The organism is Pseudomonas sp. B6002, from assembly GCF_013385985.1.
GTDB lineage: Bacteria > Pseudomonadota > Gammaproteobacteria > Pseudomonadales > Pseudomonadaceae > Aquipseudomonas.
Map to the genome: position 1 here is coordinate 1 of NZ_JACAOY010000025.1, position 15,037 is coordinate 15,037.

At 58.1% G+C, this 15,037-nt stretch carries 11 protein-coding genes; 9 read left to right on the forward strand and 2 right to left on the reverse strand.

The window, feature by feature from the left end; translation table 11 throughout:
• The 7 genes from HX792_RS25055 to HX792_RS25085 form a co-directional block, all read left to right on the forward strand.
• The coding region (locus HX792_RS25055) for a ShlB/FhaC/HecB family hemolysin secretion/activation protein (protein WP_218172776.1) at positions 1 to 380 on the forward strand (380 nt) is incomplete at its 5' end.
• Positions 381 to 413: 33 nt separating this feature from the next.
• A complete protein-coding gene (locus HX792_RS25060; protein WP_371319381.1) occupies positions 414 to 7,520 on the forward strand; it encodes a filamentous hemagglutinin N-terminal domain-containing protein in 7,107 nt (2,368 codons plus the stop codon).
• Entirely contained in the window at positions 7,504 to 7,875 is a 372-nt protein-coding gene (locus tag HX792_RS25065; RefSeq protein ID WP_176998596.1) for a hypothetical protein, read from the forward strand. The genes HX792_RS25060 and HX792_RS25065 overlap by 17 nt, the downstream gene beginning before the upstream one ends.
• 673 nt (positions 7,876 to 8,548) lie before the next feature.
• The gene (locus tag HX792_RS25070) at positions 8,549 to 8,866 is read left to right on the forward strand and encodes a hypothetical protein (RefSeq protein WP_176998597.1); all 318 of its coding nucleotides are present in this window, start codon (positions 8,549 to 8,551) and stop codon (positions 8,864 to 8,866) included.
• Positions 8,867 to 8,965: 99 nt separating this feature from the next.
• A complete protein-coding gene (locus tag HX792_RS25075) occupies positions 8,966 to 9,229 on the forward strand; it encodes a hypothetical protein (protein ID WP_176998598.1) in 264 nt (87 codons plus the stop codon).
• Positions 9,230 to 9,238: 9 nt separating this feature from the next.
• Entirely contained in the window at positions 9,239 to 9,538 is a 300-nt protein-coding gene (locus HX792_RS25080; protein WP_176998599.1) for a hypothetical protein, read from the forward strand.
• A gap of 18 nt (positions 9,539 to 9,556) precedes the next feature.
• The gene (locus HX792_RS25085) at positions 9,557 to 9,799 is read left to right on the forward strand and encodes a hypothetical protein (protein ID WP_176998600.1); all 243 of its coding nucleotides are present in this window, start codon (positions 9,557 to 9,559) and stop codon (positions 9,797 to 9,799) included.
• A 155-nt stretch (positions 9,800 to 9,954) separates the two neighbouring features.
• Here HX792_RS25085 and HX792_RS25090 read toward each other — a convergent pair whose 3' ends face one another.
• The gene (locus tag HX792_RS25090) at positions 9,955 to 10,854 is read right to left on the reverse strand and encodes a LysR substrate-binding domain-containing protein (RefSeq protein WP_176998601.1); all 900 of its coding nucleotides are present in this window, start codon (positions 10,852 to 10,854) and stop codon (positions 9,955 to 9,957) included.
• Between the two features lie 180 nt (positions 10,855 to 11,034).
• Between HX792_RS25090 and HX792_RS25095 the strand changes: the two genes are divergently transcribed.
• A complete protein-coding gene (locus tag HX792_RS25095; RefSeq protein ID WP_176998602.1) occupies positions 11,035 to 12,297 on the forward strand; it encodes a dicarboxylate/amino acid:cation symporter in 1,263 nt (420 codons plus the stop codon).
• On the forward strand, positions 12,294 to 13,742 hold the full coding sequence (locus HX792_RS25100; RefSeq protein ID WP_176998603.1) for an amino acid racemase: 1,449 nt from the start codon (positions 12,294 to 12,296) through the stop codon (positions 13,740 to 13,742). The genes HX792_RS25095 and HX792_RS25100 overlap by 4 nt, the downstream gene beginning before the upstream one ends.
• Positions 13,743 to 13,753: 11 nt before the next feature.
• On the opposite strand, the gene HX792_RS25105 is transcribed toward HX792_RS25100, so the two are convergent.
• Entirely contained in the window at positions 13,754 to 15,025 is a 1,272-nt protein-coding gene (locus HX792_RS25105) for a cation:dicarboxylate symporter family transporter (RefSeq protein WP_176998604.1), read from the reverse strand.
• Positions 15,026 to 15,037 lie beyond the last annotated feature (12 nt).

Consider the following 15,037-nt stretch of genomic DNA (forward strand, 5'->3'; position numbering starts at 1 on the left):
GCGAAGACGTGCTCTTCAGCCCACAACGCATGAGCCTGGGCGGGCAGTCGTCGATTCGTGGCTACAAGGACCAGACCCTCAGCGGCGACAGCGGCGGCTACTGGCGCAACGACCTGCGCTGGAGCCGCCCGGTGACCTGGGCCTGGCTGCAACCGGTGTTCAGCGAGTACGGCACCAGCCTCGGCTACGACCAGGGCGTGATCAGCCACGGCCGTTATAACGCCGAGCAGCATGGGCGCATGAGCAGCAACTCGGTCGACCTGTTTGCCCGCGGCCAGAACGTCGCCGCCACGGTGACCTTCGCACACTCTTTGGAAAGACCGGGGCCGATCACCGAGCGTGAAGCGCCGATCTATTTCCGCCTGGATTTCTTCCTTTAAATTTTTACCGCCTTCTGGGCATCGAGACATCACATGGACGTTCGCCAGTTCGCCTTCCTTGCGCGCCAACCTTCTGCGGCCCTGAAAAGTCGTTCCAACTTCTTGGGGCTGCCCAAACGCGGGTTGGCGTTGGTGTTGGCCAACGCCATGTTCTGGCAGCCGTTGCTGGCACAGGCGGACGGCATTGTGGTCAGCGCACCCGGCACCAGCCTGGGCCAGGCAGCGAATGGCGTGCCCATCGTCAATATCGCGGCGCCCAATGCCAGCGGGCTGTCGCATAACCAGTTCAAGGACTACAACGTTGGCGCCAACGGGCTCATCCTTAACAACGCGACCAATCGGACCGAGTCCACGCAACTGGGCGGGATCATCCTTGGCAACTCGAACCTCAACGGTCGCGCCGCCAGCACCATCCTCAATGAAGTCAACGGTGGCAGCCCAAGCCAGCTTCGCGGCTACACCGAAGTGGCGGGGCAGTCGGCCCATGTGATCGTCGCCAACCCCTACGGCATCACCTGCAACGGCTGCGGCTTTATCAACACCCCACAGGCGACGCTGACCACGGGTAAGACGGTTATCGAGAACGGCCAGGTCAGCCGCTATCAAGTGGATAAGGGCAGTGTCTCCATCGAAGGCGCCGGGCTCAACGCCAACAATATCGACCGCTTCGAAATCATCACCCGCTCGGCCAAGCTCAATGCCGAGATCCAGGCCAAGAACCTGGCGATCATCGCCGGCGCCAATGACGTCGATGCCAAGACCCTCAAAACCACGGCGCGTGCCGCTGACCCGGCGACCGCCCCTCAACTGGCCATCGACTCTTCAGCGTTGGGCGGTATGTATGCCGGCGCAATCAAGCTGGTCAGCAGTGAAGCCGGTGTGGGCGTAAAGCTCGACGGCAAGATGCTCGCCAGTGGCGGTGACATGCAACTGGATGCCAATGGTCATTTGAGTCTGGTGCAAGCCACCGCCGCCGAAGCGGTTGTCATCAAGGCACAGAGCCTGGACGCTCAGGGCAAGATCTACGCCGGCACCCGCGTTGAAGCGACCACCCAAGGTACGTTGACCAATCGCAGCGCCATCGCTGCCCAAGACAGCGTTGCGCTGACCAGTGCGGGTCAGCTTGAAAACCTGGGCATGATCGAAGCCGGCGTTACCCCGGAGAACACCCGCAACCAGACGGGTGACGTGGTGCTCACCGCCAAGCGCATCGACAACCGTGGCCAGAGCGTTGTCGCCAGCCGCGACCTCAAGGCCACCGCTGCCGAAGCACTCGACAACCGGGCGGGTACGCTTTCAGCCAACGCCCGCCTGACGCTTGACGCGCAGGATCTGGACAACCGTGGCGGCACCTTGACGGGGCAGGGCGCGGTCAAGACCACCCTCAGCGGCACACTCGATAATCGAGACCAAGGCACACTCGCCAGCGGCGGCGAGCAAACGTTGAACGCGGCGGCGGTAAAAAACACTGATGGCGTGATCAGCAGCCAGGACACGCTCGGCCTGGATGTAGCCAGCCTCGACAACACCAGCGGCAAGATCACCGCCCAAAACACCCTGACCCTTGATGGCACGACCATTGAAAACGCCAAGGGTCAGATCACCAGTCAGGGAGACATCCTCGCCACGGCCAAAACGTTCAGCCAGCAAGGCGGCAAGTTGATCAGCCAGGGCCAGCTCACCCTGGTAGCCGACACCCTCGATAACAGTCTTGACGGCTACATCGCGTCCGCCAATGCCATGAGCCTTACGGCCCACCAGCAATTGATCAACACCGGCAAAGGCATTATCAGCACCCAGCAGGGCCTGACGATCAACGGCGGTGCGGTGGACAACACCACCGGCAGCCTGCTCAGCCAGAGCGGTATTACCGCTACGTTGAGCGAGGGGCTCAACAACCGAGACGGTAGCGTCATCACGCAAACAGGCGACCTCACGATTGATGCCGACGGCGTCGATAACCGTGGGGGCGTTTTGGCGAGTGTCGCGGGCAAACTCAAGACCACCCTGGCGTCTGTTTTGGATAACGGCAAGTCGCTCAGCACGCCCGGCGAGGCGGGGCTGATTCAGGCTCAGTCGCTCAACCTCGGTGCCCAGCAGGCCGTGCTCAACAACGGCGGCCAGGTGTCTGCCTTGAATGGCGATGCCCTGATCACCACCGCCACCCTCGACAACCAGGGCGGCGCCGTGCTGGCCAAGCAACAGCTGGTGGTGCGCGCTCACGACCTCAACAACACCCAGGGCCGCGCGGCCGGCGACGCCATCGATTTGGGCCTGACCGGCGCACTGAGCAACCAGTCAGGCCTTGTCGAGGGCAGCAGCGGTTTGCTGATCGACGCCGCCTCCATCAACAACCAGAACGGCAAGTTACGTTCCCTGGGCCAACAAGGCACCGCCAGCGTGGCCAGTGCGCAGTTGCTGGATAACCAGAGCGGCATGATCGAAGCGGCTAACCATGACGTCTCGTTGCGCATGGCCAGCTTCAATAACGCGGGGGGCAACATCCAGCACGTCGGCACCGGGACCTTTGGCGTCGATCTGGCGAAGTTCAGCAACATCGGCGGCAGCGTCGCCACTGCCGGCACACTGACCATCGATGCGGCCAAGTGGGATAACAGTACCGACGTTCAAGCCGATGTACTGAACGTCACCGTAGGCCAGTTCAACCAGGCCGCTACCGGCAAGCTTGCCGCCAGCCAGCGCTTCACCGGTCAGGGCGACACCTGGACCAATGCCGGGCGCATCACCAGCGGCGGGGCGTTCTCCCTGACCGCGACCAACGTCATCAACACCGGTACCCTCGGTGGTGCCGGCAAGGTGGATCTGAACGCCGAAGCCGTGCGCAACGACCACGGCCTGATCTTCAGCGGCACCGACATGGCGTTGCGCTTCAAGAACCTGACCAATTACTACGCCGATATCTACAGCCTGGGCAGCCTGAGCATGATGGCTCGCGACGGCGTGGCACGTAGTGCGTCGTTGGAAAACATCTCCAGTCATATCGAAGCCACCGACGATGTTTTGGTGCGCAGCGACAGCGTGATCAACCGCAAGGACGTATTCAGCACGGTCGATGAGGCTGTCTCGGGCTACCTCAGCGTGACCTGTTACGACTGCGGTGGCGACCACCACAACGTCGACTATGTGGCACACGAAGTCTCCAAGAGTGTGGTGGCAACGGATTCGGCCAGTTCCTCGATCCAGAGTGGCGCCAAGCTGACCGTCGACGGTTCAAGCGTGCTCAATAAATACAGCACCATGGCTTCGGGTGCCGACCTGGTGATCACCGCGGATAACTTCGCCAACATCGGCGCGACTACCGGCACCAGCACGCGTACACGTACCTGGAACACAGGCCGCATAACTGACGGTACCGATGACCGCTTCCGTGCGAACTGGATCTACCCCTACAACGCACAACCTAACCCCAAGGTGTTGCCGGTTGGCGCACTCAACTCCTTCAGCCTGGTAGGTGATACCACCACCGTTACCCCGGGCGATCCGATTGCCTCGGTAATTCAAGCGGGTGGCAACGTCAGTATCTTGGCTACCCAGCAGCTGGAAAACAGCAGCATCGTACAGTTCGCGCCGCCTACACCTGTTCCGGACAAAGGCGGCGCCACTGCGGTGACCAAACCCGCCGTGGTTGTGCTGAACCCGCAATTGCCACCCGACCTGGCGCAGCAACAAGTCAACCCGACCACCCTGCCAGGCTTCACGTTGCCGAGCGGTACGAATGGCTTGTTCCATGTGGTCGATAGCGCCGCTGCCGCCAAAAACAGCCAGGACCTGAGCAAGGCCAACATCCAGGGCTCGGACGCCAGTCGCGTAGTTGTTGGCCCTAAATACCTGGTCGAAACCAACTCTGCCTTTACCGACCTCAAGCAATTCATGAGCTCGGACTACCTGCTCGGCCACCTCGGCTATGACCCCGAAACCAGCTGGAAACGCCTGGGTGACGGCCTTTATGAACAGCGCCTGATCCAACAAGCCGTTACTGCCCGAACCGGCCAACGTTTCATCGCTGGCCAGACCACCGATGAAGGCATGTTCAAGTACCTGATGAACAATGCCATTGCCAGCAAGGATCAACTCAACCTTTCCGTGGGTGTAAGCCTCACCTCACAACAAGTCGCCGCACTGACCCACGACATCGTCTGGATGGAAGACCAGGTGGTCAATGGTGAACACGTGTTGGTGCCCGTGTTGTACATGGCCCAGGCGAACAATCGCCTGACGGCGGATGGCGCGCTGATTCAAGGCAAGGATGTGACGCTGATTGCCGGTGCGGACTTGAAGAACGCCGGGACCTTGCGCGCCAGTGAAAGCCTGTCCGCAGCGGCGGGCGGCAATCTGGTGAATACACGCCTGGCTGAGGCTGGTGAAAAGCTCAAGTTGATCGCAGGCAAGGACCTGGTGAACATGCAGGGCGGCATCCTCAAGGGCAAGAATGTTGAGCTGAGCACGTTGACCGGCGATATCCGCAACGACCGGACCATCACCACGATCGAGAACAGTGGGAAGGGTTTCAGCTCCAAGACTGCAGTCGTAGATAGCGCTGCGAGCATTGAAGCTGGAAACAACCTGACGATGCATGCCGCTCGCGACCTGCTGAACGTGGGCGGGGCCATTACGGCAGGCAAGAGCGCGTCGTTGAGCGCGGGTAACGATGTTGTTATCGCGGCGGCTCGCGAAGAAACCGGGTCGATGCGCCAGGACAAACGGCATTTCTGGGATCAAAGCCAGACGGTGCAGCACGCCAGTGAGATCAAGGTCGGTGAAGATCTTGAGGTTAATGCGACGAATGAACTGACGATGGTTGCCAGTCATATTAAAGCCGGTGGCGACGTCAACTTATCAGGCACTGACGTGAGCCTCCTCGCGGCTGCCAACGAGGAGTCGAGCGAATATCGCTACAAGCGTAGCGGCAAGAAGATCAACCAGGAAGAAGAGCATGCTCGGCAGCAGGGCACAACGATTGAGGCCGGTGGGGATGTAAAAGTCGCTGCGCTGCACGATGTGACGATGGTCTCCAGCAAGATCGACGCCGGAAATGAGGCCTACCTGGCTGCCGGGAACAAGTTGAATTTGTTGGCAGAGCTCAACCGCGACTACTCCCTCTATGACATGACCAAAAAAGGCAGTTGGGGGAGCAATGCGGCGAAACGCGATGAGGTAACGCAGCACACGAACTTCGGGAGTGAAATCAAGACGGGTGGCAATCTCACACTCAAAAGTGGCGGCGATCAACGTTACCAAGTGGCAACCCTGGACAGCGGTAAGGACCTGACGCTGGATAGCGGTGGCCGCATCGTGTTCGAGGGTGTGAAGGACTATCACGACGAGAGCCATACCAAGAGCAAGGGCGACTTGGCTTGGTACAAGATGAAGGGCGAAGGAAAGACAGACGAGACGCTGCGGCAAAGCGCCTTGATTGCTCAGGGTAAGTTGGTGATCAAGGCTGTTGAAGGCGTTCGAATCGACATCAAACAAGTCGACCAGCAAAGCGTCAGTCAAACCATTGATGCGATGGTTCAAGCCGACCCGAATCTCGCCTGGATGAAGCAAGCAGAAGCGCGTGGCGACATCGATTGGCGACAGGTCAAGGAAATTCACAATAGCTTCAAGTACGAGTCTTCCGGGTTGGGGGCGGGGGCGAAGATCGCCATCGCAATCTTGATGTCGTTCATCATGGGCCCTGCAGGTTTCGGGTTGCAGGGCGCCAACTTGGCCGTGGCGACAAGCCTGGGGACAACTGCTGTCACGAGCACCATCAACAACAAGGGCAATCTTGGGTTGGCGGTGAAAGAAACGTTCAGTGCGGGCAGCTTGAAAAACGCTGCTGTTGCGGGCGTGACGGCGGGTCTAATCGACTACGCAGACACGAAGTGGTTTTCCGATGCGAGTGGAGCGACTAATGGCGGCTCAACAGTTGTCTCCAGCGGGCCGATACAGAATCCTGGCTACGCCTCAAGCATGCTCAAACCGGAAAACTGGGCCGATACTCTCCTGAGAAGTGGCACCCATGCACTCATCAACGGCAGCGTTTCTACAGTCATTACCGGCGGAAGCCTAGGTTCGAATCTGGGAGAGGCGTTCATTGGTGAAGGCATTGAGCTAGGTGCCGCAATCGGGAACAAGAAAATTGGTGACTTGGCGGCGAATCTGGACGTTGCCCCCAAGATAGCTGAGAAGCTGGTACTGCATGCGGCATTGGGTGGCCTGATCGCCAAGGCTCGCGGAGAGAGTTTTGCCAGTGGAGCAATTGCAGGCGGTGTGGCTCAAGGGCTGACACCCATTGCGAATGGCTTGTTGGCGGAGTATGTCAGCTCACGCTTTGAGGCGGCTGACCTAAGCGACGCGGGAAGCCAGCTGAAGATCGGAACAGCGCAGATCATTGGTTTGATTGCTGCGGGAGCCGCGGGTGGGAACCCGGCGACAGGTAGCCTGATTGGCGGCACGGCGGAAAAGTACAATGATCAGGGGTTTCACGATCCAACTGGATCATGGTTTGATGATAGCGGGGCGCCACTACAGCCAGCGACATCCGCAGTCGACGAGCTCAAAGCAGAGATATCTCTGTTTATATTGACTGGCCTTTTTCCGGAGTTGTTGGCGGTGAGGGCGGAAGGTTGGCTGGGGAGACTTACTGGAATGTTCAGTAAGTCTTCAGATGAAGCATTGGCTGGAGCGGGGACCAGGGCCGGTGCGGGTGGCGCGTCAGAGATTGGTGCGAATGCTGGCGGTGCAGTCGTCGGGGATACGGGAGCTGCCGCCGAGGAGGTAGTGGCCGGTGGAAAAGCTAGCGTGGATGCGCCCAAGGGTGGATTTGGGCCTACTTATCGGCCAGCAGATAGTGATCAGTTTGAAAAGATTCTGACTTCGTATTACGGTGCGGTTAAAACTGGTAGCAGGGTCGGAAACGGCGGATTGGCCGACGCTGTGCGTTATGAAAAAGCTACAGGCGAAATGTTATCTCCTGCTGGCCATGAGCAAAAGGCAATTGAGGTCAGCAATAGATTAGGTGAGCTAGTTAGGAATGCCAATAATCAGCCGCCGGGCAAATATCCTTACAGTCAGCGGGATATTGATTTTGCTAAGCAATTAATTAAGGATCTTGACAATGCTCTTGGCCGATGAATGTTTAAAAAGTTTTGTTTTGTGGCTGGTTTCTTCGTCTTTCCTTTCTGCCGAAGTTTTGGAGGGGTCATTGCAAGACCTAGGCGGGATGGATGGCATTATTGAAAATTCATATTATATATCTGCGTACGAGTCTTTAGGTCGGGCTCTGGTGCAAAGAAACTCATTTCAAAGTGTTTTAGAGTTTTTTCGAAGTTTTGAATTGGAGTTGAGTGTCTGTCCTGAGTATTTGTACTACTTCGTCGAGTCAATAGTTGATTGGTCTTTAGTTCGTGGTGACCAGCTGGAAGAGCTAATAAGTGTGGCTCCTGAAAGTTATAAAGCATTTCTGCATAGAAGGTTTTCGCCGAGATAATCTGATTCGTTGCTGCAAAGGCGAATACTGGCTTTTCCAAAACACTTAGGTTTAGTGTGGACTATGCCGGTAAAACTATTAATTTAAATCGCGGGGCTCAGGGGAACAAATGTGATGGTCATGGAGCGTATGCCGGTGCTCAGAATCCATTTCAAGGGAAAATTCCAGATTAATGGCTGACCATATCTGTCCCCTTTTCCTACAGATCATTGATTTCCCCTGCTTTGACAAGCCAACCCAACCCGACTAACTTTCCTGGCGTGACGCATTCATGCGACCCACGCTATGCAGCAATCCTATTTCTGCGCCACATTTCGTCGTGGCCCCGGTGCGTCTAACAGCCAGCAAATGACTGTTAATCATTGGGTCCCTGGTTCGAGTCCACGTCGGGAAGCCAGACAGAGAAAGTCCTACAGAAGATGCATGCTTTGTTTGCCTTGAACTTCGCACCCCTGTAGCAAGCGGGCCTGTCCCACGCGCTGCTGTGTGTCGGATAAATATGCTGGGCTTGAAACAGCGCGCCCGGGGCTCGGCCGCTCATTACGGTCTTAAGGATGCGCTACAATTTTGAATGAGGCGGCTTCTGGCTTGAGTATGATAAAACTCTACGATTCAGTCTGCCCGAATTTAACATCGAGTTTATAGTTGGCCTGAGCAAGAAATAAGGAATTTTATGCAAGTTGACCAGTTTTGTGATGAAATTAAGTCATTGTTGGATGATTTTATGTTGGAGCGCTCGTCGTTTGCCAATGGAGAGTTTGGGGACCTTGAAAGAGTTGAGTTGGAAGGTCTGAACAAACTCGTAACCGTCGATTTTTGGTCTAAGGGGTGGATTGCTATCGATGTTTATGACTGCCCGAGTGAGCAGCAGATAATGAATGTGCTACTGTCCCCAGAGGAGGTAGGTTTTGTTTCTGAAGCGTTTGACAGGCTTATGAATATATTAGTGGCATCAAAGGGTAAGATTATCCATTTGAATTTGTTTGGTTGAAGGGTCGTAGCACTAAAAATACTTGTGTTTTTTTAGAAGGTGCGAGAGATGTGTGACAGTGTTTTATACTCCAACTCAACGCGCTAGAAAGGGGGCAGCATGATTGATTCGATAACCGGCCAAAAAATATTACTGATCGAACACCCTACGTATGGTCCCTATGTTCGCGTGTCGAGCTACGAAGACAGTATGGATCTTGAAGACTTGCTAGATGACAAGTATTACGTATCTTACTGGATCGGCAAGCCCAAAGACTTACAGTTTCTCGGAGGGGCTGAGTACTATTTTGGCCCGGTGGTAGATGTGGAAAAGCTGCAAGCAATACTTGACTTGATCGATTCGGATTATCGCGAACTAAAATAGGGGGGGCGTATGATTCACAGTGTGTCTGGTAATCGGGTTCTTGTATGTGTAGATCTGACATATGGACCTTATGAAATGGTGGCAGACGCTGAGCCGCTTTGGTTAGAGGCTATCCTTCAAGGACGATTTTATATTCCTTATTGGGTCGTTAAGAAAAAGTCTGAAGAAACCCCTACGAAGCTGGCTTATCATTTCGGTGTTGCTGCTGATCCAGAAAAATTACAGAAAATTTTAGATATGATTGATTTTGAAAGAAAATCTATCTTTCAAGGTGGCGGCATTGTATTGCGTTGGCCAGGGAAATGTTAGCAGTTGGGAGCGAAGTCTATGCAGAGAATTAATTGCATCAATGGAAGTGAAGCAGTGATGCTGCTTATTATCGAGCCCTGGGCTGAAGAATACCTGATTAAGCCTGGAGCGTCAGTTGACATTGTTGGGCAAGGAGGGTGTTTTGAAACGGGATTCGAGGTGGAGCATGTTGATAAAGGTATGATTGTCTATGGCTGGGAAGGATCTATAGTCTCTGTCTTTTCGAATGGAGAAATAGTTGAGCCTGGTTTTCAACAGTAATGGGTCATGATAGTTGTCCGGCGCGACTAACTTTCGTGTTCCAAGTGCGCTAGCAATCAGCAAGTTCGGGTTAGAGCGCCTCAGTACTTTTTAAGCACCTGCGTCCCAGAAGACGTATCACCAGAGGTTTCAACGAGATTTCAGTCGCGCTCTATTCACAGCCCCTCCAACGCCCGCCACAACTTCCTCATCGTCGGATTCTGATTCTCCACCGCGCAATACGAGCGAATCTCCAACCGCGTACTCCATTCCTCCCCACCAGCCCTTACCAGCACCCCTCGCTCCAGTTCATCCACCACCGCACTCTGCGGCAACCACGCCACGCCATAGCCCTCGATGGCCATGCGCATCAACAACATCGCCATATCCGCCTCATAACAGCGCTCCAACACAACGGGTGACGGCCCATTCTTGATCACGATTTCAGCCACACGCCCCAAAAAAGTCGTCGCGGTATACGCCAAATGCGGCACCGGTTTCCCGGCTGTTCCGGGCAAGCGGTACAGCGGGCGACCGCGTTTATCCGGAGCACACAACGGGATAAACGCATCATGCCCCAGGGCCAGGCTGCCGAAGCGTTGCGGGTCGAGCAGGATCGGCGCCAGCGGGTGGTGGTAGACGATCATCAGGTCGCAGCTGCCTTCTTCCAGCGCGATCACCGCGTCATGGATATTCGCGGCCACGACGCGCGCATTGAACTGTTCGGTCTGGCGCTGGAACTGCGCCAGCCATTTGGGCAGGAAGGTCATCGACAGGCTGTGCCCCGCCGTCACCTGGATCGAGCGCCCGGGCATGCGTTCCACTTCGCGCAGGCTGGCGCGCAGGCGCATCAGGCCGGCGAGGGCGTCGCGGCTTTCGGTGCAGAAGGCTTGGCCGGCGGCGGTGAGTTGCACGGGGTAGGTGCCTCGGTCGACCAGTTCGGCGCCCACCCATTCTTCCAGTGAGCGGATGCGCCGCGACAACGCCGATTGGGTCACGCACCGCACTTCGGCAGCGCGGGAGAAATTCTTCCACTCAGCGATGGCCAAGAGGTCGTCCAACCATTTGATCTGCATGCCCGATCTCCAGGGTGTGAGCCTTGAGTGTATGTCGCCGCGCCCAGGCCAGGCGTGGCTTTTCGCTAACTATTCCAAAAGCGCATGGGGTTAGCCGGATTACTCATCATGAGGCCTGTGAGCGGTCCCTAGAATTTCTGCCCATCACCCACACAACAAAAACCACATGAGGGCAGCACTGTGAAGCACAACAAACTTCCCCGTCGAATTGCAGCCGGCATCGCCTTGGGCGTGCTGGTGGGTTGGGCGTGTCATCACTATGCAGGGAGCGAGCAGGGCGCCAAGGAGCTGGCCGGGTATTTCTCGATGGTCACCGACATCTTCCTGCGCATGATCAAGATGATCATCGCGCCACTGGTCTTCGCCACGTTGGTGGGCGGCATCGCCAGCCTGGGCAGTTCGCGTTCGGTGGGGCGTATCGGCCTGCGTGCGATGCTGTGGTTTGTGACGGCGTCGCTGGTCTCGTTGCTGCTGGGCATGGGTCTGGTCAACCTGTTCCAGCCCGGTGCGGGGATGAACCTGCAAGTGGTGCAAAACGCGGCGGCGGCGGTGCCGGTCAATACCGGTGACTTCAGCCTCAAGGCGTTTATCAGCCACGTGTTCCCGCGCAGCATCGCCGAAGCCATGGCCAACAACGAGATCCTGCAGATCGTGGTGTTTTCGCTGTTCTTCGGCTTTGCCCTGGCGGGTGTGAAGCGCGCCGGTTACACGCGCATCACCGACACCGTGGATGAGCTGGCCAAGGTGATGTTCAAGATCACCGACTACGTGATGGCCTTCGCGCCGATCGGTGTGTTCGCGGCGATTGCGTCGGCGATCACCACCAATGGCCTGGGCTTGCTCGCCGATTACGCCAAGCTTATCGCTGAGTTCTACTTGGGGATCGTCCTGTTGTGGGGGCTGCTGTTCACGGCCGGCTATTTGTTCCTCGGGCGCTCGGTGTTCACTCTCGGCAAGCTGATCCGCGAGCCCATCCTCTTGGCGTTTTCCACCGCCAGCAGCGAGTCGGCCTACCCCAAAACCATGGAAGCACTGGAGAAATTCGGCGCCCCCAAGCGCGTGTCCAGCTTCGTGCTGCCGCTGGGCTATTCGTTCAACCTCGACGGCTCGATGATGTACCAGGCCTTCGCGATCATGTTCATCGCCCAGGCCTACAACATCGACCTGAGTTTCACCCAGCAACTGCTGATCTTGCTCACGCTGATGATCACCAGCAAAGGCATGGCCGGCGTCGCCCGTGCATCGGTCGTGGTGGTGGCGGCGACCTTGCCGATGTTCAACCTGCCCGAAGCCGGGTTGCTGCTGATCATTGGCATCGACCAGTTCCTCGACATGGCGCGCACCGCCACCAACGTGGTCGGCAACAGCATCGCCACGGCGGTGGTGGCGCAATCGGAGGCCGAAGAAGAGCCCGTCGAAGCGCCACAGGCGGTGCGCACATGAGCAGTACCCGACGGCTGGGCATCGTCGGCGGCCTGGGCTCGCTGGCCGGGGCAGACCTGTTCTACAAGCTGGTCAAGTCGCGTGCGGTGCTGGAGGACCAGGGCCGCTATCACTTCCTGTTTGAGCAGCACCCGTTCAAGGACGTGCTGCTGCCGCTGGACCGCAACGCCAGCATGACCTCACGCAAGTTCTATGTGTTCCAGGTGTGCAAGACCTTTGAAAACAGCGAAGTGGACGCGGTGCTGCTGCCGTGTTTCGCCAGCCAGACCTTTCGCGAGGAGATCCAGCAGGAGCTGGGCGTCCCCGTGCTCGACATGATGCAAGCATTGGTCCGGCACATCACCCGCAGCGTTACGCCTGGCACGCGCCTGGGCGTGATTGCGTCGGACTTCGTGCGCCACTGCGGCCTGTTTGAAAGACACCTCGGCCAGCACTTCAACCTGCTGTACCCCGACGCCGAGGCGCAGGCTGCCTTGATGGAAGCGATGTACGGCGTCAACGGCATCAAGGACGGCCACCTCGACGGCGTACCGCTGGAGGGCGTGTACCAGGCCTGCCTGTCCCTGCAAGAGCAGGGCGCCACGCTGATCGTGCCGGGCATGACCGAGCTGTCACTGGTCTGCGGCGACTTGCAGCGGCGCGGCATCAGCGCACTCGACATCAACCAGCTCTACGCCGACTTCGCCACCCAGGCCGACGGCCCGGCCCGCCAAGCGCCGTTCAAGCTGGGCATCGTCGGCGGCGTGGGCCCGGCCGCCACCGTGGACTTCATGGGCAAGGTGGTCGCCCACACGCCGGCCGGCAAAGACCAGGACCATATCAAGATGGTGGTCGAGCAAAACCCGCAGATTCCCGATCGCACCGCCAACCTGCTACGTGATGAAACCGACCCGACCCTGGCGCTGTACGCCACCTGCAAACGCCTGGAAAGCGCCGGCGCCCAGGCCATTGCTATTCCGTGCAACACCGCCCATGCGTTTGTCGAGCGCCTCCAGCCGCACCTGCGCGTGCCCATCGTCAACATGCTCAGCGAGACCGTGGAGTGGATCGCGCAGCACTACGGCAGCGGCCAGGCCGTCGGGCTGCTGGCCACCTCCGGCACGGTGCAAAGCCAGGTCTATCACCACGCGGCGCGGCGTGTGGGGTTGCAGCTAATCACGCCGGGCTTTGACTACCAGGCGCTGGTCATGGAGGCGATCTACGGTGAGCGGGGCATCAAGGCGGGGTTTACCGACGGCATCTGCCGCGAGCAATTGCTGCTGGCGGCCGAGCACTTGTGTGAGCAGGGGGCGAAGGTGTTGATCCTCGGCTGCACCGAGTTGCCGTTGGTGCTGGCTCACAGCGAGGCTTTCGAGATCAACGGTCACCGCGTGGCGCTGGTGGACCCCACCACGATCCTCGCGCGCCAGTGCATCCGGCTGTCACAGGTGAGCGTTGCTCGATAGGCGTTGCGTCCTTATCCCCGTCGTACAGGCGCTGCCTCTATGACCGGTTGACGTTCATGCCCCTCCCACTTGGCAATCACCAACGGCGCCAACGCATTGCCCAGCACGTTCAACGCCGTGGTGGGCATTTCCATCAAGCGGTACACACCGGCGATAAACGCAATGCCTTCCAACGGCAGGCCGGCGCTGGCCAGGGTGGCCGAAAGAATCACGAACATGAAGCCCGGCACCCCGGCTGCACCCTTGGAGGTGAGCACCATGGTCACCACCAGCAAGGCCTGGTCGCCCAGGCTCAGGTCGATACCGTAGAGCTGCGCGACAAACAACGTGCCGATGCCCAGGAACAACGAGGCACCGTCCAGGTTGAACGAGTAACCCACCGGCACTACAAAACTCACCAGCGAGGGTGGCACGCCGTAGGTTTCGAGCTTTTTCATCAGCTGTGGCATCACCGCTGCGGAGCTTGCGGTAGAGAAGGCGAGCGCCAGTTCGTCCTTGATATGGCGCATCAAGGCAAACAGGTTGATCCCGCACAAGCGTGCAATCAGGTTCAGCACCACCAGCACAAAAAACACGATGGACACGTAGCTCACCAGGATCAGCTTGGCCAACGGCAACAACGAGCCAAACCCGAAGTTGGCCACGGTCACCGCGATCATCCCGAACACGCCAATCGGTGAGTAGGCCATGATCATCGAGGTGACCTTGAACATTGCATCGCTGACCCCACGCAACAGCGCGATGACCGGGTCTTTGCGTTCGGCGGGCAAGCGCGACACGCCCAGGCCGAACATCACCGCAAAGAACAGCACCGACAACAGGCTGCCCTGGGCCATGGCGCTGATCACGTTGTCGGGGATGATCCCGACGATGATCTGGCCCAGGCTATGCCCGGCGCCGCTGCTGGTGGGCAGGCTGATAGTGGCGGCGTGCAGGCTGGAAAGCTCGGTGCCGGCGCCGGGCTTGAGCAGGTTGCCCAGCACCAGCCCGACGATGATCGCCAGGGTGGTGATGCAGAAGAAATAGCCCAGGGACCTGACCCCGATGCGGCCCAGGGATTTGCCGTCACCGTGCCCGGCAATGCCCACCACCATGCAGGAAAACACGATCGGCACGACGATCATCTTCATCAGCTTGATAAATATGTCGCCCGCCGGTTGCAGCACGTTGTCCACCAGCCATGGGCGGGACTCGGGAAAGCGGTGCAACAGGGCGCCGATGGCGATGCCGGTGAGCAAGCCGATAACGATTTGCCAGACCAGCGCGATGCGGGGCGTGTGCATAGGAATGCCTCA